We start from the raw sequence: 17,356 nt of genomic DNA, 5'->3' as shown, positions 1-17,356 counted from the left end.
GTCGGGCCGCTGATGGCGGTCCTGGGGGTGGTACTGCTGGCAGCGTTGACGGCGGCCGTGGCCTGGGGGTCGACGTCCATCCCGCCCGGTGAGGTGTGGGGCGTGGTGTGGCGGCGGCTCGGCGGCGAGGCACCACGTCCCGGCACAAACGACCTGATCGTCTGGCAACTGCGCGTCCCGCGAGCTCTGTTGGCGGCGCTCGTCGGGTCCGGTCTCGGTATTGTCGGTACGGCTGTACAGGCGCTGGTGCGCAATCCCCTGGCCGACCCGTACCTGCTGGGCATCTCCAACGGCGCCTCCCTCGGGGCGGTCACCGCCATCGTGCTCGGCCTGGGAGCGGGCGGCGCGCTCGGGTTGGGCCTGTCCGGTGCGGCCTTTGCCGGAGCCCTGGCCACCTTCGCACTCGTATGGGTGATCGCCCGGCGCGGTGGGGGCTTCGCGCCGCTCCGGCTGGTGCTGGCCGGGGTGGCGATCGGCCAGTTCCTTTCCGGCTTCACCAGCTACCTCGTGCTCCAGACCGGGGACGAGCAGCAGACCCACAGCGTGCTGTTCTGGCTCATGGGCAGCCTCAGCGGGGCGAACTGGGAGCTGCTCGCGGTACCCGCGGTGGCGGTTCCGGTGGCCCTGCTGTGGCTACAGGCGCGGGCCCGGGGGCTGAACGCGCTGCTGATGGGGGATGAGACAGCAGCCGGACTGGGCATCGACGTCACCCGCCTGCGCCGCGAGTTGTTCACGGTGACCAGTGTGCTGACCGGCGTCCTGGTCGCGGTCTCCGGCGCGATCGCCTTCGTCGCGCTGATGGTGCCGCACGTCTGCCGTCTCCTCGTCGGCGGCGACCACCGACGGCTCCTGCCCGTCTCCGCGCTGTTCGGCGCCCTGCTGATGGTCGTGGTCGACATTGTCTGCCGTACGGCCATGGACTCACAGGAGCTGCCGGTCGGCGTCGTCACCTCGCTCATCGGGGCTCCGGCCCTCCTGTATCTGCTGGACCGGCGCCTGGGGAGCGGAAGTTGAGGATCGACATTGAGGACCTGCACATCGGCTATGCCGGCCGTACGGTCGTGGCCGGCGCCCACTTGGTGGCGGTCGAGGGCGAGATCACGGGCCTGGTCGGGCCCAACGGCAGCGGCAAGTCCAGCCTCCTGCGCACCGTCTACCGGCACCTGAAGCCCACCGCCGGGAGGGTGTTGCTGGGTGGCACCGACCTGAGCGAGTTGCCCCCGCTCCAGTCGGCGCGGCACGTTGCGGCCCTGCCGCAGGAGCGGGGGAGCGACTTCGAGCTGACCGTGCGCGAGGTCGTCGCGATGGGGCGCACGCCCTACAAGCGGGCCTTTGCCGGGGAGGATGCCACCGACCGGGACATCGTTGCGAAGGTCCTGTCCGACGTCGGCATGGAGGGCTGCGCCGGACGCCGCTTCACCGCCTTGTCCGGGGGCGAGCGCCAACGCGTTCTGCTGGCCCGCGCGTTCGCCCAGGACCCGGACGTCCTGGTGCTGGACGAGCCGACCAACCATCTCGACGTCCGCCATCAGGTGGAGCTGCTCGCCCTGCTGCGTGCGCAGTGCCGTACGACACTGGTGTCGCTGCACGACCTGAACGCGGCCGCGTCGGTCTGTGACCGGCTGCACGTGCTGCATGCCGGGGCTGTGGTCGCCTCCGGCAGACCGCGTGACGTCCTCACGCCTGAGCTGATGGCCGGTGTCTTCGGAGTGCGGGCGGCCGTGGTCGACCACCCGCTGACCGGCGACCCGCTGATCGCATTCGACCATCGGGCACCGGCCGACGCCGGGGCGGCCATGGCGGTGGAGAGCCGCGGATGACGGAGGGGGCGGAGGGCGGGCGGGGCGGCGGTTCCGCCCGCCCTCCGTCAGCAGCAAGGTCAGGCGGCGATCGAGTCGTCGACGCCGTACCCGGCCTCGACGATGGCAGCACGCAGCCGCTCGTCGTCGAGGTCAGCGCCGTGCACCGTGACGGCGCCCGCGGCGAGATCGACCACAACCTCGCTCACACCGGGCACCTCCGAAACCTCTTCTTTGATGCTCGCCACGCAGTGCTCGCAGCTCATTCCGGTGACGTGGTACTGCTTCTGGGGCATGGCACAACTCCTGGATTTCGGTGCGGCTTTGACGTGAGGGTTCGGATCCGCAGGGGCGGGGTGTTCAGTCCAGCCCGGCACCTCAGTAGTCGGCTGATCGGTGCTCGAAGTTCCCCAGCTGATGTGCCGATTCCGACGCCCGGCACCAGCGCCCGGCTCACGAGACCCCATCCGACTCGGGTGATCGGTGCAGAGGTCTTCGTCTGATCGGTATGTTTTTCGGGCGGGCGTGGGAACTCACCGCCGTCTCCTTCCGACTTCTTGTTCGAGGCTGCCATCCCGGCAGCCCGCGTCGGTGAGGGGGAAGGGTGACACTCGACGATTCCGGGTCGGAACAGCCCGGTCGCAAACCCGTCAGTGAGGATCGCTGGCTGCTGGTGGCCGTGGCGGGGGTGTTGGCCTTCGTGGCGATGCTCGACATGAACATCGTCAACGTGGCACTTGCGGACATCGCCGACGGCCTGCACGTGTCCGCTGCGACCGCCCAGTGGGCGGCGCTGGCATATCAACTCCCGGTGGTGGCACTGCTGTTGCCGGTCGGTCGGTGGCTGGACGGCGCGGGGCTGCGCTCCGCAGTGTCGGCAGCGATCGCAGGCTTCGGCCTGTGCAGTGCCCTGGCCGCTTGCGCCCCCTGGGCGGCCTGGTTGATCGCCGCCCGCTTTGCGCAGGGCGCGTTCGCGGCGGTGTTGTTCGTGCTGATGCCTGTGCTCGCGATGCGCTCGGTACGGCCGGAGCTGCGGGGGCGGGCGATGAGCGTTCCTGCGACCTTGGGGCCGCTGGGGGCGGTGACCGGACCGGCCGTGGGCGGCCTGCTGCTGGACCACTTCGGCTGGCCCTCCGTCTTCCTCGTCAAGATTCCCTTTTGTGCGCTCGCCCTGGTCGTGGCGTGGAGGACGATGCCGCGGGACGGTCGGCTGCGGTGGCCCGACCGGCGATCGCTGGTGGATGCGCTGCTGGTGGCCACGGGTGTGGCGGCGCTGTTGCTGACACTGACCCTGGCGTCGAACGATCCGGGGTGGCTGGTGCTTGTGCTCGCTGCCGTTCCGCCGCTGTGGTGGTGGCTGCGTGGTCCGGGGTGCCGTCCGGACATCGGCGTGCTGCGGGTCCCGGGACTGTCCCGGGCGCACGGAGCGGTGCTCGCCCTGGCCGCCGGATTCGCCGCCATGCACTACGTCGTCGCCCTGCACCTCCAGCGCGACGACGGCGTCAGTGCCACCACCACCGGGCTCACGGTGCTCGCCTTCCCGCTCGGCATGGGCCTGGCCGGGCCGCTCGGCGGGCGCCTGGCCGACCGGTACGGCGCGCGGCCGGTGGCGGCCATCGGGGCCTTGCTCACGGCCGCCGGTCTGCTGCTGCTCGTCCCGCTGGGCAATGGCTGGTCATCGTGGGAGGTGGCCTGGCGGCTGGCACTGGCCGGTATAGGCATGGGCCTCAACGGCGGTCCCACCCAGGCCCTGGTCATGGGTGCCGCCCCACCGGATCGGATCGCCACCGTCGGATCCACGGTGCAATTCGCCCGCAGCCTCGGTTTCACCCTCGGCCCGGCCCTGGCCACCGCGGTCTGGGGCCTTGCCGGACCCGGTGATGGCGTACACGCCGGGCTCGCCCTGGCAGCCACCGGCGCCTGTCTCGCGGTACCGCTGCTGGCACTGCCCGGCCGCCGCCGGGCCGATGCGCCCGAGAAGACCACCGACGCGGCGCCCGCCGCCCATACCTGAACAAGGAGCGGCCCCCTATGTGCGGAATCACCGGCTGGGCGTGCTTTCACGGCGACGCCCGTACTCAGGCCCCCGTCATCAAGGCCATGACCGCCACCCTCACGCCACGCGGTCCCGATGCCGGCGGCGTCTGGCTCGGCGAACGGGCCGCGATCGGTCACCGCCGCCTGGCCGTCATCGATCTCGAAGGCGGGGTGCAGCCGATGACCGACCGGCCCGACGAGCCGGACCTCGTGCTCGGCTACAGCGGCGAGGTCTACAACCACCACGAGCTGCGGGCCGAGCTGCGCGGCCGAGGACATGCCTTCCGTACGCGCAGCGACACCGAGGTGGTGCTGCGTGCGTACGCGGAGTGGGGCGAGGACGTCGCCGACCACCTGGAGGGCATGTTCGCTTTCGCCGTCTGGGACGAGCGTGCCCAGCGGCTGGTGCTGGTGCGCGACCGGCTCGGCGTCAAGCCGCTGTTCTGGGCGGTCGTCGACGGTGGTCTGGCCTTCGCCTCCGAGCCCAAGGCACTGTTCGCCCACCCGGAGATACGGCCCCGCGTGGACGCCGACGGTCTGCGGGAGGCGTACAGCCTGCTGTTCAACACCGGTCCGACGGTGTGGTCCGGGGTGCGGGAGGTCGAGCCCGGTGGCCTGCTCGTCCTGGACCGGAAGGGCATCCGCGAGCGCCGCTACTGGCAGCTGGAGGCCGACGTACACAACGACGACCGGGAAACGACCGTGGAGCGGATCCGTGAACTGGTCGGCACGGCCGCCCGCAGCCAGCTGGAGGCCGACGTCCCGCTGTGCAGCCTGCTGTCCGGCGGCATCGACTCCACCGTGCTGACCGCCCTACTCGCCGACGAACTCCGGCTGCGCGAAGGACCGGGCGCCCGTATCCGCTCCTATGCCGTCGACTACAGCGACCAGGCTGCGCAGTTCACCGGTGACGTCCTGCGCACCGGTCACGACACCCCTTACTCCATCGAGGCCGGCGCCTTCATCGGCACCGACCACAGCACGGTCGTTCTCGACCCGCGCGCCCTGCTCGACCCCGAGCACCGCAAGGCGGTCGTCGTGGCGAGGGACTCGCCGATCGGCGTCGGCGACATGGACACCTCGCTCTACCTGCTGTTCGGCGAGATCCGCAAGCACTCCACCGTCGCCCTGTCAGGTGAGGCCGCGGACGAGGTCTTCGGCGGCTACCCCTGGTTCCACAACCCGAAGGCGCTCGCTGCCGAGACCTTCCCCTGGCTGCTGGTGACCGGCGACGAGGCCGCCATGCCGCTGAACCCCGAACTCGGCCTTCGCATCGGCGAGTTCCGCGACGACACGTACCGCAGCGCGTTGGCCGCCGTACCACATCTGGACGGCGAGACGCCCACCGAGCACCGGCAACGCGAGATGCAGCACCTGTCCCTGACCCGCTGGCTACGCCAACTCCTGCACCGCAAGGACCGGTTGAGCATGGCCCAGGGTCTGGAGGTCCGCGTCCCGTACTGCGAACACCGCCTCGTGGAGTACGCCTTCACCACCCCCTGGGCCCTCAAGAGCTTCGACGGCCGCGAGAAGAGCCTGCTGCGCGCGGCCGGCACCGGACTCGCCCCCGATTCCGTGCTGCACCGCCCCAAGAACCACTACCCGGCCACCCACCACCCCGACTACAACCGCGGCCTACAGGACATGGCCCGTGATGCCCTGTCCGTCGATCAGGTCCGCGCCCTGGCCGACGAGACCCGCATCAAGCCCTGCCTGGACACGCCGCCCGACCAGTTGGAGTGGGGCCATCGTCTGCGCCTCGAACGCGTCGTCGACCTCGCCCTGTGGCTGGACCACTACCAGCCCGAACTCGCCCTCTGAGGAGCCCGCATGACCCTCCAGGAACCCCGGCCGGACATCGAGCCGAAGCCCCGGCCCGAGCCCCTGCCCGATCCGGTCCCGCTGACGGGCTGCCCCTACAAGGCCAACCCGTACCCCCTGTACGAGCAGATGCGCGAGGCCGGGCCGGTCCACCGGGTCCTCTTCCCCAGCGGGGTACAAGCCTGGCTCGTCACCGGCTACGAAGCCGCACATTCCGCGTTGAACGACGACCGCCTGGGCAAGAACCACGAACGTGGCAATGACCGCTGGCGCTCCCGTGCCTCGATCATGCCCGAACCCCAGCACTCCCAGCTCCAGGTCCACCTCCTTCACCAGGACGCGCCGAAGCACACTCGCATGCGGCGCTTCGTCACCGACGCCTTCACCCCACGCCGCATCGAGCAGCTCCGCCCCCGCTTCCAGCAACTGGCGGACGCTCTCGTCGATGCACTGCCCGAGACCGGCCCCGCCGATCTGGTCGCGGCCTTCGCCGCCCGCTTCCCCTTCCAGGTCCTCGCCGAAGTGATCGGTCTCCCGCAGGAGCTGGCCGACCGCTTCGACCGCGACTGGGGCAAGGTCGTCCAGCCGGTCGGCCCCACCGACCCCGGACGACCGCGGTACGAAGCCCGCCTCCACGGCCTGCAGAGTTACATCGCCGAGGTAGTCGACCACAAGCGCGAGCACTGGGAGGACGACCTGCTCAGCCGCCTCGTTGTGGCCCGCGATCGCCGCGAACTGTCCCCGGAAGAGCTGGACTCCATGATCTTCCAGCTCCTCGTCGCCGGCCAGGAACCGGTCACCAACCAGATCACCACCGCCCTGATCGCCCTCTTCCGCCACCCTGACCAGCTCACCCGCCTACGTGACCACCCGGACCTCCTGCCCCGTGCGGTCGAGGAACTCCTCCGCTACGACAGCGCCTTCGAACTGACCACCTGGCGCTTCTTCGACCAGGACAACGACCTGCACGGCACCGAAGTCCCGGCCGGCGATTCGGTGATCGTCTCCCTCTGCGCGGCCAACCGCGACCCCCGTCGCTTCCCCGACCCCGACACCCTCGACCTCGACCGCACCCCCAACCCCCACCTCGCCTTCGGCCACGGTGTCCACTTCTGTCCCGGCGCCGCTCTCGCCCGCACCGAACTCCAGATCGCCCTCGGCACCCTGCTCACCCGGCTGCCCGGCCTCCAGCTGGCCCTCAGGGACGAGGACATCGAGTGGATCCCAGCCGTCCTCGGCCGCGGTACCAACCACCTGCCCGTCGACTACGACCGCCGCCTCTGATGCCGGCCTCCGACTGACCGGGACCGGCTGCGTGTCCTCACCGGACCCCAGCTGACCTGCCCACTGACCACCGGCGCCCGGCCCTCCGCCACGGCGCCATTCCGACGTGCCCCCATACGCTCCGGAGGAATGACATGCCACTGACGACCGCGCCGGACACTTCCCCCACGAGCATCGGCGCCACGATCCTGAAACTGCTCCTGCCCCATCACCGCACGACCGACCGGGCCCCGGCGACCGCGGAGGCATTCCCCCACCAAATTCACCGAATGGCTCATTACGTGGGCCGCGGTGCCCCCATTGTCTTCACCTTGCCCGGCTTTCCCTGCAAGTCTCCCAACCCGGCCAAGGTCCTCGGCCACCTCCCCGACCAGGGAGAACGTCTCTCCCTCACCTTCCTGGACACCCTGTGCGCCGAGATCGAGCGGATCTACCCACCCGGCGCCCGCGTCATCATCTGCTCCGACGGCCACGTCTTCGGCGACCTCATCCACGTCTCCGACGAGCACATAGACGCCTACGCCGACGAACTACGCACACTCATAGCCCGATGGGGGCTTCAGAGACTCTCCGTCTTCGACCTGCGCGACGTTCTCGGCGACCTCCCGCACGACACGAAGCGCGCACACGTCCACCAGCGCTACGCCCCCACCCTGGACGCACTGCGTGCCGAGATCCGCGCCGACGCCCAGGCCCTCGCCCTCTACCGCGGCATCACCCGCTTCCTCGCCGAGGACACCGCCGACCACGCAGGGACCCGGTCCGCCCTCCAACGCGCATGCCGGCAACGCGCCTACGGCGTGATCCAGCGCAGCCGCGCCTGGGGTGACCTGATCGCCGAACACCGCCCCCACGCCGTACGCCTGTCCATCCACCCCCAGCCCATCGGCGCCCCCAAGTTCGGCATCCGCCTCCTCGACGCCCCCGACGTCTGGACCACCCCCTGGCACTCCGCCGCTCTGCATCGCACCGACGGCACCTGGACCCTCATGCCCCGCGCAAGAGCTGCCCAGCTCGGCAGACTGGTACGGCAAGACGGCAGGGCCAGCCACTTCGCACAGAGCTGATCGGGTCACTCTGCGGTCAAGGGCTGGACCGCGCGGAGTCCGTCGGAGACTCTGGTCACCTCGTCTGCCGCAGCCGTCAGGCGTTCCGTTTCCCTCACGGCGCCGAGACGAGGAAGCGGCCCGCAACCCTATGCAACGAGAGGCCAGTTGGCCGGGGCGCCGGATGAGGAGGTCGGCAACGGGCATCCTGCCGACCGATCGGCCCAGGCCCAGTCTTCGGTCGAGTGCGAGCGATGGAGTCCTTGTACCACCCGCCAACCCGGTGTCCGGCCGCGACCTGGCCCAAGCCGGGTTCCCCCGCACCGGCACATCCGACCGGCCCGCCGAGGACGGAACCGCCGTGCCGTCCCAGGTGTACGCCTTGCAGAACCCGTGAAATGCCTGCCTCGCCAGACCAAGGCCAGGCGCCTCATGCCTGCCAGTCACCCGCCCCGGCCGGCGGGGACTCAGGCCCTCCGCGCCGAAGCGGCGTCCCCTGCGGTGATCGTCCGCCTGGGCTCGGTCACAGCAGGCGCTGTGACCGAAGGTCCGCCACGTACTTGGTGATCAGGTCCTGCGAGAGATGGGGGATGTCGTTTTCCTTGTTGAGGGCGGCAGCCCGTACTCCCGCGCGGAATTGGTCCGCCGGCAGGGCGGAGCCGGACAGGGGCTTCTCCGGCCTGGCGAAGGCGTGCAGCAGGGGGAGCAGCGAATGTTGCCGCTGGCGGTCGGGCAGGCCGCGCAGGGCGGTCTCGAAGCGGTCGAGCCACTCCTGTTGGAGCCCCCTCGTGGGGCGGCATCGAGGATCGGGTAGTTCCGTTCTTCTCCGGGCGGGCGGCGGTCGAGCGGATTCGGGAGCAAGGGGGCGTCGTGCGCGAACCATTCACAGGTCTTCCGCACCCCGCGCCGGTTCATCGTCTGCCGATTCGTCGGACAAGACAGGCCGGCAGCGGTCGACTTCCTCGGCAATGGCGCCGGTGCCCCACCACCACAACCAGACAGGCTCGTTCGCACCTCGATTGATGAGCAAGACCCGGTTCAGCCTCCGAGACGGCGCGCAAGGTGGAGCAGGTCTGGCAGCACCCGTCCGTCGAATCCTGGGAGGGAGACTTGGAGCAGCTGTGTGCAGGAGCGCGGATCCATACGGCCCGTAGAACGCCCCGCGAGTTCTCCGGTTACCGCGGCAACGGTGTCCGTGTCAGGGCTTAGCGGAGGAGGGCGGAGCAGGCTCGCACCCTGGGCGAACGTTTCCGCCATCCGGCTTGTGGGAGGTGTGCGGGCTGTCCGGGACGCCTCCGGACAAGGGCCCTGGCCAGCCCGGACACGAAGCCGGCTGTCCGGGAGGGCTGATGCTGTTGTCACCTCTTGCCCGTGGTCGCGACACTTCAGCCCTCTGGTCAGCCCGCTCGCCTGAACGCGCCGGTGCATCCGCGCTGGGGGATGGACCGGCCGAATCACTCGACTCGGACTGCTGCTGTGCACCTCCGCCTGGTACGAGTTCGCCTGCTGCCTGCTCCAAGGCTGCCTGGTGAAGGTCACCGCCCTCGATCAGGTACTTGTCTGGGAGCCGCCGGGCCGACACCCCCCCAGGCACCAGCCCGGGTCCGCACCGATGTCGCGGCTGACGACGACGACCTCGACCGGGGCGACAGCCTGCTGCAGACGCACTGCCGAGGCCACCAACTAGTCGTCCGGCACAGGGAGGTGAGCGTGCCCCGGCTCATCTGCTGCGATCAGTACCGCTGTCCCGTCGTCCGCCTTCCCTCCCTCGGATCTCTCCTCCAGTACCGACTCCAGCAGCCGGAAGACCCCGCGCGCCCGCTTCGAGATCTTCTTGTCCCCCGTCTGGTAGCTCTTGGCATCGATCTCATCGACCACGACGTGCGGGATCACCACGGTGGTCCCTTCCCGAACTCCTTTTGCCAGGGAACCTTGCGGTCGGTCAGCCGGGTGTGACGAGGCATCAGGATCAGACCGCAGAGGTGCTGCGCATCCGGGTCGGCAGCCCGGCCGGCTCAGTCGATCGTCTTGATCACCCGGGCGGGCACTCCCGCGACCACGGTGCCGGCAGGAACATCACGAGTGACCACCGCGCCTGCAGCGACCACCGCACCGGCACCGATGGTCACTCCCTGCGTGATCACGGCAGCCGTCCCGATCCAGACGTCGTCTTCGATGGCGATCGGGGCGAAGGAGAGGTACTCGCGGCGCTCGGCCAGGGGCAGTGGATGGCCTCCGGTGATGAGGCTGACCTTTGGGGCGATCATGACGCCGTTGCCGATACGGATGCCTCCCTTGTCCATGAAGGTGCATCCCTGGTTGACGAAGACGTTCTCCCCGAACGTCGTGTTCAGCCCGTACTCCGTAAAGAACGGCGGGTAGATCATCACCGACTCCGGCAGCGGGCCACCGAACACAACGGAAAGCAGTTCCGCGCGACCTTCGCTGTCGCTGAACGGAAGCCCGTTCAGTCGAGACGTCGCATCGGTCACCTCCACGATCCGCTCCGCATGACGCGCGAACTCAGGCGTCTGGACATACATGACCTGCTCTGTGCGGGTAGACATGCGCTGATCCCACCACCGCGCAGAACACTCGAGCAAACAACCCTGCACCACACCAGACACAACCCATGGTTGTGTAAGGAGGGTGGAAGCGTGGATGTTGAGCGCTGCGGACGTTCGTGACCGTCGCCGAGACCGGCCAGTTCCAGGCTGCGGCCGACGAGCTGGGGATCAGCCAGCAGGCGGTCTCCAAGCGGAGCGCGGCCCTGGAGAGGCACATAGAGGTCACGCTCCTGGTGCGGACCTCCCGAGGCTCCCGGCTGAGCCTGGACGGGGACGCGCTGGCCGACTCGGCCTCGCTGGCCACCCTCGTCGGCAGCGGGGACCGGTACCTGTGGCCCCAGACCCACGACCTACGGTGCATCCCGTTGCACGACCCGACCCCGGTCTACCCGCACGTGCTGCTGTTCCGCAGCGGAGACCAGCACCCCGTGCCGACCGCGCTACGCGACCGTCTGCGCACCGCAGGCCCGCGAACCCCGCACGACGTGTGGGCGCCGGACTGGGTAGACCGCTGACCGGACGACCGAATTAACAGACAGGCCCTAGTACTTCAGTGAGGCCGCTGGCCCTCTTCCGGGCTAAGTGCGTGCCTGAAAACTTCCTCGCCCGCTGGCGCCTGAAGCACTTGCCCGGCCAACACCGGACCCGCCCCGTCCCGGGAGCGTCAATCGGACCGGGCGAACTGCGGATGCAGCTAACACCTCGGTAGAAGCCCTGACGTGCTTCGGCTCAGCGGGGCGGGCCGCTCAGCCGAAGCACGAGAGTTGTCACAAGGACAGGCTTACTGTCACGAAGGGATAGCGTTGCGGCAGGACATCAGCGCCGACCCGGTCCCCGCCGTAGCCGTAGCCGCTGTACCGCTGCTCACTCCGTGCGCCCGAGGGCAGTATCCGAAACACGATCATGCACTCGACAACCAGTGGTAGAGGCCCGCGCACCGAAGCAGGTCCGCACACCGAAGCAGGCCCGCACACCGAAGCAGACGGAGACACGCCCGACCTGAAGTGACATATCGGCGCCGTAGAGGGCGAGTTGTCGGTGCGGGAAGCGGTGCAGCCAGCGGCACACGGTTTCCTGCCGCAGCGCACCTCATCCGCGATCGTCGGCACCCGCAGTCCGGCTCAGCTCAGGTCCACCATCCGCGCCTGCCACCAGGTCCCGCGGAGCCTTCCGCGGCCGTGCCGATCGCCGGATCACCGCAAGCTCGTCTTCGTCACGGCCCGGCCCGTCGGGGCCCTGCCGTGCCGCCGGGCTGCCCTTACAGGTCGAGTTCGGCGACGAGGGCGGCGTGGTCGGAAGCCTGGTCGCCGGGTCCGGTCACGGTGTCGAACGGGGTGCCGAACTCGAAGATCCCACGCCGCTCTACCTCGACCTTCTCCACCTTGGCGAACAACTCCGGCGAGAACATCAGGTAGTCGATCTTGTCGTTGGAGGACGTGCACTTCCCATGGGTGCCGGGCGGCCCCTCGTAACTGTCGTGGGTCATCGCGTCCTTCAGGCTGGTGGCCTCGAGGAACGTGAGCGGCGGGCTGCCCGGGGTGTCGTTGAGGTCCCCGGCGACTACGACATGGGCCGAGCGCTCGAGCGCGGCCTGGTAGAGCTGGGCGACGCGCTCGCCCTGGAGCTTGCGCTTGTCGCCGCCTCCGCCGATCTTGCTCTTGAAGTGGTTCCCGAGAAGCCAGAGCGGTTCGCCATGGAGGTCGATCTCGAATTCCGGACAGTCCCGGCTGAAGATGTCCCGGGAATCCTTCTTGTCGAAGATGTGCGAGCGTACGGAGGTGATTGGGTGCCGGCTGAACAGCCCCACGTCGATGCCGCGAATGTCATTGCCGTCGATCAACATGTTGAACGGATACGGACCCGCATCGAACTGGCCCGCCAGCACCTGTTTGTTGAAGCGGTGCAGGGTGAGCCGGTCCTCGACTTCGACCGTCAGCAGTATGTCGGCGTTCACCTCGGCGATCACCCTGGCGGTGTTCTTGACGGCGTCCCAGCTGAGGTCGTCCTTGACCAGTTCGGCCCAGCCGACCCAGGCGGACCGTCCCGTGACCTCGGCCCTGACCTCGATGTTGCTGCCCACGCCCTTGAGCAGCCGGGCTTGTCCGCGCGGCTCGTTCACCCGGATCGTCTGGGTGGAGATTTCCTGGGAGACATCGACGCTGTGCTTCTTGAGAAGCTCGATGATTTTTGTCTTGTCGTTGGCCGTATACGTGTCGTGATCGAGGATTGCGACAAGTTCCCTGAAGTCCTCGAGCACGGCGTCGCGAATAGGGTCGTTCCCGCTACTGAAGACGATGGGTCTCCGGAAGAGGTTTTCGCAGTTGAAAGCGGCTATGCGGATGCTCATGGTCCCTCCTTACACACTTCCGATTCTCCGGCGGCGCGCCATGGCTGTCGAACGGAGCAGGGCCGCTCCCGGGGAGCAGCCCTGGGGCGTCAGCAGCGGAGCGGGCCCTGCCAAGGGCAGTCCTCCTACCCGACGGGCGATGATGACCGAAGGCGACATCCGCCGACCCTTCTGACAGTCTCTGGCGCGCACCCAACAGCCGCTCGGGGTTCGACGGGCACCGAGCGTGATCACCGCGCGGGTGAGGATGCCTTCCAGGGGGCGAACGCGTTGTTCACCGACTTCATGGACGAACGCAGTTCGGGGAAGTGCCGCAGCAGCACGCTGACCATGCTGTTGTTCTCGACCCAGTCCAGTCCGGTCTGCGTGTACACCTGAGGCGTGTAGTCCTTGGTGAGGAAACGGTCGCTGTTGAGCCGGCGGGACGCCATGAGGACGAAGATCCGGAAGGCCGTGTCGCTGAAGGCGAAACCCTTCGGCCGGGGCTCGGCGAACATGCCCACCATGAGGTCGACGCGTTCGAGGTCGCCCTCGTACACCCGACGCAGCTCCTCGGCCCAGCCCGGGTCGTCCGTGAGCGAGTCGAAATTCTCCGCCGGGGGAAGATGCAGCAGACGCCTGAATTCGTTGTACCGCGGTACGCCGAGTTCCCGGATGCGCAGGATGTCGACCGCCCCGAGGTCCATGAGCTTGCCGTCGGGGCGCTGGAACTCCTGCAGGAACTTCGGGTAGTTGTGCAGGGTCACCAGGCCCGGGTGCGAGGTGCCGAAGGAGTAGAACAGATCCGACAGGGTGTGTTTGCCGAGGATCTCATAGGCCTGCCGCCCGGCCAGATCCCGGAACGTCGCTTCCTGCAGCAGAGAGTCGTCCGCAGCCGAGCGGAAGTTCCAGTCGTCGGGGACCAGGGGATGCATCCGGTAGACGGCCACGAACTCCTCGGTCAGGGAGTAGGGGACGCCGAAGTGGTCGGTTCGCCCGCCCACGATGCCGCTGAGCACCTCGCTCGAGCTGATCCGGCCGAGCAGCCGGTGCACCCGCTCACCGAGGACACCGAACCAGTTGACGCGCATTCCGGTGACCATCGTCGGATGGCTGATGACCGCCGGAGTCCATTCGATGGTGTGAATCTTGGCGATGAGTGCCGCTGTGATCAGGCGTGCCCGCTGGAAGAGCTCCTCGTCCGACCAGCCGGGGTATTCGCCGCGCAGCCTGTCGCAGATGGCGTTGTGCTCCAGGATGAACAGGGTGTGCATCATGGCGAGGCCCACCCAGAACCCGGGCACGCTCGCCGGGTCCCGTTCGGGGTCGTCTGAGAATGGCGATCCGTTCCGGGGGACCTTGAGTTTGCCGTCCTCGCCCGTGCGCAGCTGCCGCTGGGCGGCCAGGTCGTCGCCGTAGAGCTGGGACGCGTCCCACCAGTGAGATTTCTCGTTGAGGTACGTCGGCGGCAGCCCGTCGTCACTGTCCGGGCGGGTCGGGTCGGCGGGCGTCCGCGGCACGAGCATCGGTCGGGCGGGCCAAGGGTCGTCGTCGACCAGCTGGATGTGCCAGGGGACGTCCATCCTGCCCTGCCCATGGCTGACCCAGTCCCGGATCATGAACTGCAACCACGCTGCGACCAGGGCGTTGACGGACTCCGCGGGGACGAACTCACGCCTCGTGAGGAGGGCGCGACTTACCTCACGTGGGCTCGGAGACATGATCTGCGGCTCGGTTTCGGGGAGGTTCCGCTCCGGCGGGGCGTTGCGGCCGAAGCGCGAACCGGCCATGCCCATACGAGGGTTCGCGAGGTCATTGTACGTACCGTCGCCTGTGCGCTCGGTGAGGTGCCGCGGTTCCGACGGCCCGATCGGTGGCAGGTTCCGTGTCGGGTAGGTGCTGGTGTCGAAGAGGTTCTTCCGGCGCAGATTGTTACGGAGACCGATGAGGGTCAGCATGCCGAGCGACTTCGGCAGGTTCTGCCAGCCGACCTTGTGGTCGAGGGCCAGCGCCAGCTTGTTGTGCAACTGGACGAACCAGGACGCGGTTCCGGTCTCGTCGGCATTTCGCGATGTCGTGCGGCCCGCTGAGTCGTCGTGAGCTCTACCCATCGTGGAATTCCTTCCGGTGTCCGGTGCGGGTGTTCATGACGGCATGGTCAGCGCGTGGCCGGACGGCAGCAGTTCCGACGCTGGGCCAGAAAAGTGAGGGCGACGTTGACCGTCGAGATCACCGTGGAGGATCGCTTCGCGCAGCTGGGCCTCGTTCAGGATCTGCCGCCGTCCCCTGCCGACGTTGTTGACGTAGAAGGCCGCGCATGGCACGCAACGCGACTGCAGCCAAGCGATCCGCTCGCTATCCGAAGCCCCGCCCGCCAGGTATCCATCGCGGCATGCGAACACTGTGCTCTGCGCACAAGGTCGGCGAGGTGGGCGGACGGCGATACGTCCACCCCACCCCCCGCAGACGATTCCCAGAGAGGGACGGGGGCCGATCTGGCGAATCTCGTCACGTATCCAGTGCGCGACAAGCGAGGTGCGGGAACAGTCCAGGACAATGCTTTCGCCGCCGTCCAGCAGGCTCTTGTCCCGGTAGCCTTCGCGCGTATCGCGCGGATGCCGAAGGGCGTGACCCTGTTGCGCAGTCCGCCGCCGTCGCGGCCAAAGATCTTCCCTGTCTTGCACACCTTCGCACCGCGCGCCGTGGCCACGGTGCCACGTCCCTCACCTCGACGTATCTCCCCGGGATGACTGGCGCGGAACAGCCGGTCGAGCTCCGGCCGCGACATGGTCAGCAGCTCGTCGACGTCCGCACCCGTGTCGTGGCTCATCGCACACCTCCAGGGCGGTCCCAGGCGTCACACCAGCGTATTTCGGTTCGCTTTTCCCAGCATCTCAGGGCCACGGCGAGGCCGGTGCGACCAGCCGGGCCGGTCGAGCTGGCATCAGACGCGTGAGGCGGCAGATCTCAAGGTGATTGCGGACACGTGAGGAAGTGGCATGCATGGTTCGTTGCCCATCGGCTGGAGGGTCTGACGGACATGCCGCGGCCTGGCTGACGCAAGGACGAACTGGTCAGCCGGTGCTGCCGGGCATGCCTGAAGGGCGGACCCATGACTCTCTGGGGCACGGCACCACCAGCCTGTTCGCCGCGTTCATCATCGCCGATCGAATCGTGGAAAGAGAACCCCAGGCCCTTCACCTGGGCCAAGACCGCCAACGAGATCCTTAACTCCCTCGCCGGATACCTCGCTAAGGTCAGACCTCCGCCTTCCGATGCTGGAGCGGGACGGCGGCCCGTATGAGCCGTACGGCTACGAGCAGTTGATGGCGGCCTACCGACATCACGGTGACGACGATGCGGCCCGGCTCGTCCAACTCGCTGAGCAGCGCCACCGACGCACCACGGCTTCCGCCCGTTGCGCGCGGCCGTCTGGCCGCTGTCTCTCATGGCCATCGGATCATCGCGTATGGCCTGGACCACCGGTGGATCCAAGTTAGGGGCTCAGGCGGCGACAATGAACCCGTGCCGGCTGCCGAGCGTAGTGAGGGTGGACTTGCCCGGGATGCCGTCGGCGTCCGCTACGGGGAGCCCCTGGCGGCGCTGGTAGGCCGCGTAGGCGTCGACAGTCCGGGAGCCGAATGACCCGTCGTCACCGAGGCTCGGGTCCAGCAGCCCCTCTGCGACCAGGGCGGCCTCCACGGGTCTGACGTCGGCAGGGAATGTGGTGTGCCCCTGGGCGGCGTTCGGGTCGCTGCGTGCGGCAGTGATGACGTGGGAGAGGCTGATCCTGATGCCGGTATGTGGGGGCGGGGACGGGGCACCGCCGGGCCGTGGAGCGCCCTTCTTCACCCACGCGTGGAGCGGTTCGCCAGGGCATTCGGTGGCGAAGCCATCGCGGTGACCTTCGATCTCCGCTCCGGCGCCGCCCTTCTCTCGCAGAAGGTCGATGGCGTCGCGGGTGCCGTCCAGTTGAGCATTGGTCGGATGGGTGAGGCCGGAGTCGCCCACCATGGCGCACACCGAGTAGTGGTTCAGGTTGAGCTGGCGGTTGCCATTGGCACCTTGGAGTTTGTGCAGGCCACGGCCCTCGAAGACATGACCGTGCGGGCAGACCACGAAGCTGTAGGCGATGTCGGAGTAATTCTCCTTGCGGTTCGCCAGATGATCAGCCTGGATGGCCCGCACCCGGCCGGCGCACTTGGGGTGGTTCTCCGGTTTGGCGAGATCGGCCGGGACGGGAGCGCCCTCGTAGTGGACCTTCACGCCCCGGGTGGACGCGATGTGCACGAGGGGCGAACGAGGCGGCTTGGCCCCCCAATCAGCGCGAGTGACGAGGTGCATTCCGCTCTCCCTTGCGAGTTGCAGGTTGACGCCGTCGCATGACGGCACGAAATCCGTGGGCTGAGCTTCCGAGAGGGCTCGGCACCGAAGCACGAATCGAGTCGGCTTGTCCGCCGAGCCTGCCGACCAAGG

Annotated in this window: 15 protein-coding genes; 7 read left to right on the top strand and 8 right to left on the bottom strand. The window is 68.5% G+C overall.

Translation table 11 applies throughout. From position 1 onward, the window contains the following. The first annotated feature begins 12 nt into the window (after positions 1 to 12). Together K7C20_RS00410 and K7C20_RS00405 are read left to right on the top strand one after the other, a co-directional pair. Positions 13 to 1,014 carry a FecCD family ABC transporter permease gene (locus tag K7C20_RS00410; protein ID WP_234341211.1) on the top strand — a complete coding sequence of 334 codons (1,002 nt, stop codon included), beginning with the start codon at positions 13 to 15 and terminating at the stop codon, positions 1,012 to 1,014. After that, on the top strand, positions 1,011 to 1,820 hold the full coding sequence (locus tag K7C20_RS00405; RefSeq protein WP_030075433.1) for an ABC transporter ATP-binding protein: 810 nt from the start codon (positions 1,011 to 1,013) through the stop codon (positions 1,818 to 1,820). Before K7C20_RS00410 ends, K7C20_RS00405 begins: the two co-directional genes overlap by 4 nt. 59 nt (positions 1,821 to 1,879) lie before the next feature. Here the strand turns inward: K7C20_RS00405 and K7C20_RS00400 are convergent, their stop codons facing one another. Beyond that, on the bottom strand, positions 1,880 to 2,095 hold the full coding sequence (locus tag K7C20_RS00400; protein ID WP_030075432.1) for a heavy-metal-associated domain-containing protein: 216 nt from the start codon (positions 2,093 to 2,095) through the stop codon (positions 1,880 to 1,882). A 308-nt stretch (positions 2,096 to 2,403) separates the two neighbouring features. Between K7C20_RS00400 and K7C20_RS00395 the strand changes: the two genes are divergently transcribed. The 4 genes from K7C20_RS00395 to K7C20_RS00380 all read left to right on the top strand — a co-directional run bounded on the left by K7C20_RS00395 (position 2,404) and on the right by K7C20_RS00380 (position 8,008). Beyond that, positions 2,404 to 3,813 carry an MFS transporter gene (locus K7C20_RS00395; RefSeq protein WP_053209386.1) on the top strand — a complete coding sequence of 470 codons (1,410 nt, stop codon included), beginning with the start codon at positions 2,404 to 2,406 and terminating at the stop codon, positions 3,811 to 3,813. A gap of 17 nt (positions 3,814 to 3,830) precedes the next feature. After that, the gene (gene asnB, locus K7C20_RS00390) at positions 3,831 to 5,657 is read left to right on the top strand and encodes an asparagine synthase (glutamine-hydrolyzing) (RefSeq protein WP_053209387.1); all 1,827 of its coding nucleotides are present in this window, start codon (positions 3,831 to 3,833) and stop codon (positions 5,655 to 5,657) included. A 9-nt stretch (positions 5,658 to 5,666) separates the two neighbouring features. Further along, positions 5,667 to 6,941, top strand: coding sequence for a cytochrome P450 family protein (locus tag K7C20_RS00385; protein WP_030075428.1), 1,275 nt, complete (start codon positions 5,667 to 5,669; stop codon positions 6,939 to 6,941). 134 nt (positions 6,942 to 7,075) lie between these two features. Further along, a complete protein-coding gene (locus tag K7C20_RS00380; RefSeq protein WP_030075427.1) occupies positions 7,076 to 8,008 on the top strand; it encodes an L-tyrosine/L-tryptophan isonitrile synthase family protein in 933 nt (310 codons plus the stop codon). A gap of 502 nt (positions 8,009 to 8,510) precedes the next feature. Here K7C20_RS00380 and K7C20_RS00375 read toward each other — a convergent pair. The 3 genes from K7C20_RS00375 to K7C20_RS00365 form a co-directional block, all read right to left on the bottom strand. Further along, complete coding sequence (locus K7C20_RS00375) at positions 8,511 to 8,870, bottom strand: hypothetical protein (RefSeq protein WP_209443946.1); 360 nt, start codon at positions 8,868 to 8,870, stop codon at positions 8,511 to 8,513. A gap of 800 nt (positions 8,871 to 9,670) precedes the next feature. After that, positions 9,671 to 9,883 (bottom strand): PIN domain-containing protein, encoded by a 213-nt coding sequence (locus K7C20_RS00370; protein ID WP_053209388.1) that lies wholly within the window; start codon positions 9,881 to 9,883, stop codon positions 9,671 to 9,673. Between the two features lie 119 nt (positions 9,884 to 10,002). Further along, entirely contained in the window at positions 10,003 to 10,530 is a 528-nt protein-coding gene (locus K7C20_RS00365) for a DapH/DapD/GlmU-related protein (RefSeq protein ID WP_030075424.1), read from the bottom strand. A gap of 140 nt (positions 10,531 to 10,670) precedes the next feature. On the opposite strand from K7C20_RS00365, the gene K7C20_RS00360 reads away from it, so the two are divergent. Then, positions 10,671 to 11,069, top strand: coding sequence for a helix-turn-helix domain-containing protein (locus K7C20_RS00360; protein WP_048828615.1), 399 nt, complete (start codon positions 10,671 to 10,673; stop codon positions 11,067 to 11,069). 743 nt (positions 11,070 to 11,812) lie between these two features. Here K7C20_RS00360 and K7C20_RS00355 read toward each other — a convergent pair. From K7C20_RS00355 to K7C20_RS00340, 4 genes are all read right to left on the bottom strand, one after another. Further along, complete coding sequence (locus K7C20_RS00355) at positions 11,813 to 12,901, bottom strand: endonuclease/exonuclease/phosphatase family protein (protein ID WP_030075422.1); 1,089 nt, start codon at positions 12,899 to 12,901, stop codon at positions 11,813 to 11,815. Between the two features lie 230 nt (positions 12,902 to 13,131). Continuing rightward, positions 13,132 to 14,991, bottom strand: a complete 1,860-nt coding sequence (locus K7C20_RS00350; RefSeq protein WP_048828614.1) for a peroxidase family protein — start codon at positions 14,989 to 14,991, stop codon at positions 13,132 to 13,134. A 1,146-nt stretch (positions 14,992 to 16,137) separates the two neighbouring features. Continuing rightward, positions 16,138 to 16,275 (bottom strand): hypothetical protein, encoded by a 138-nt coding sequence (locus K7C20_RS39360; protein ID WP_160328726.1) that lies wholly within the window; start codon positions 16,273 to 16,275, stop codon positions 16,138 to 16,140. Positions 16,276 to 16,384: 109 nt separating this feature from the next. Next, positions 16,385 to 17,224: a peptidoglycan-binding domain-containing protein gene (locus K7C20_RS00340; RefSeq protein ID WP_048828613.1), complete on the bottom strand. Its 840-nt coding sequence runs from the start codon at positions 17,222 to 17,224 to the stop codon at positions 16,385 to 16,387. Between the last annotated feature and the right edge of the window lie 132 nt (positions 17,225 to 17,356).

Origin of the sequence: Streptomyces decoyicus, assembly GCF_019880305.1 — a bacterium.
Taxonomy (GTDB): Bacteria; Actinomycetota; Actinomycetes; order Streptomycetales; family Streptomycetaceae; genus Streptomyces; species Streptomyces decoyicus.
Note: the sequence above shows the minus strand (reverse complement) of the source record. Positions and strands in the feature narration are given on the sequence as shown.

Coding starts and splice junctions, on each gene's coding strand:
- K7C20_RS00410 (WP_234341211.1), top strand. CDS start 13: ATGGCGGTCCTGGGGGTGGTACTGCTGGCAGCGTTGACGGCGGCCGTG.
- K7C20_RS00400 (WP_030075432.1), bottom strand. CDS start 2,095: ATGCCCCAGAAGCAGTACCACGTCACCGGAATGAGCTGCGAGCACTGC.
- asnB (WP_053209387.1), top strand. CDS start 3,831: ATGTGCGGAATCACCGGCTGGGCGTGCTTTCACGGCGACGCCCGTACT.
- K7C20_RS00385 (WP_030075428.1), top strand. CDS start 5,667: ATGACCCTCCAGGAACCCCGGCCGGACATCGAGCCGAAGCCCCGGCCC.
- K7C20_RS00380 (WP_030075427.1), top strand. CDS start 7,076: ATGCCACTGACGACCGCGCCGGACACTTCCCCCACGAGCATCGGCGCC.
- K7C20_RS00375 (WP_209443946.1), bottom strand. CDS start 8,870: ATGGTTCGCGCACGACGCCCCCTTGCTCCCGAATCCGCTCGACCGCCG.
- K7C20_RS00365 (WP_030075424.1), bottom strand. CDS start 10,530: ATGTATGTCCAGACGCCTGAGTTCGCGCGTCATGCGGAGCGGATCGTG.
- K7C20_RS00355 (WP_030075422.1), bottom strand. CDS start 12,901: ATGAGCATCCGCATAGCCGCTTTCAACTGCGAAAACCTCTTCCGGAGA.
- K7C20_RS00350 (WP_048828614.1), bottom strand. CDS start 14,991: ATGGGTAGAGCTCACGACGACTCAGCGGGCCGCACGACATCGCGAAAT.
- K7C20_RS00340 (WP_048828613.1), bottom strand. CDS start 17,224: ATGCACCTCGTCACTCGCGCTGATTGGGGGGCCAAGCCGCCTCGTTCG.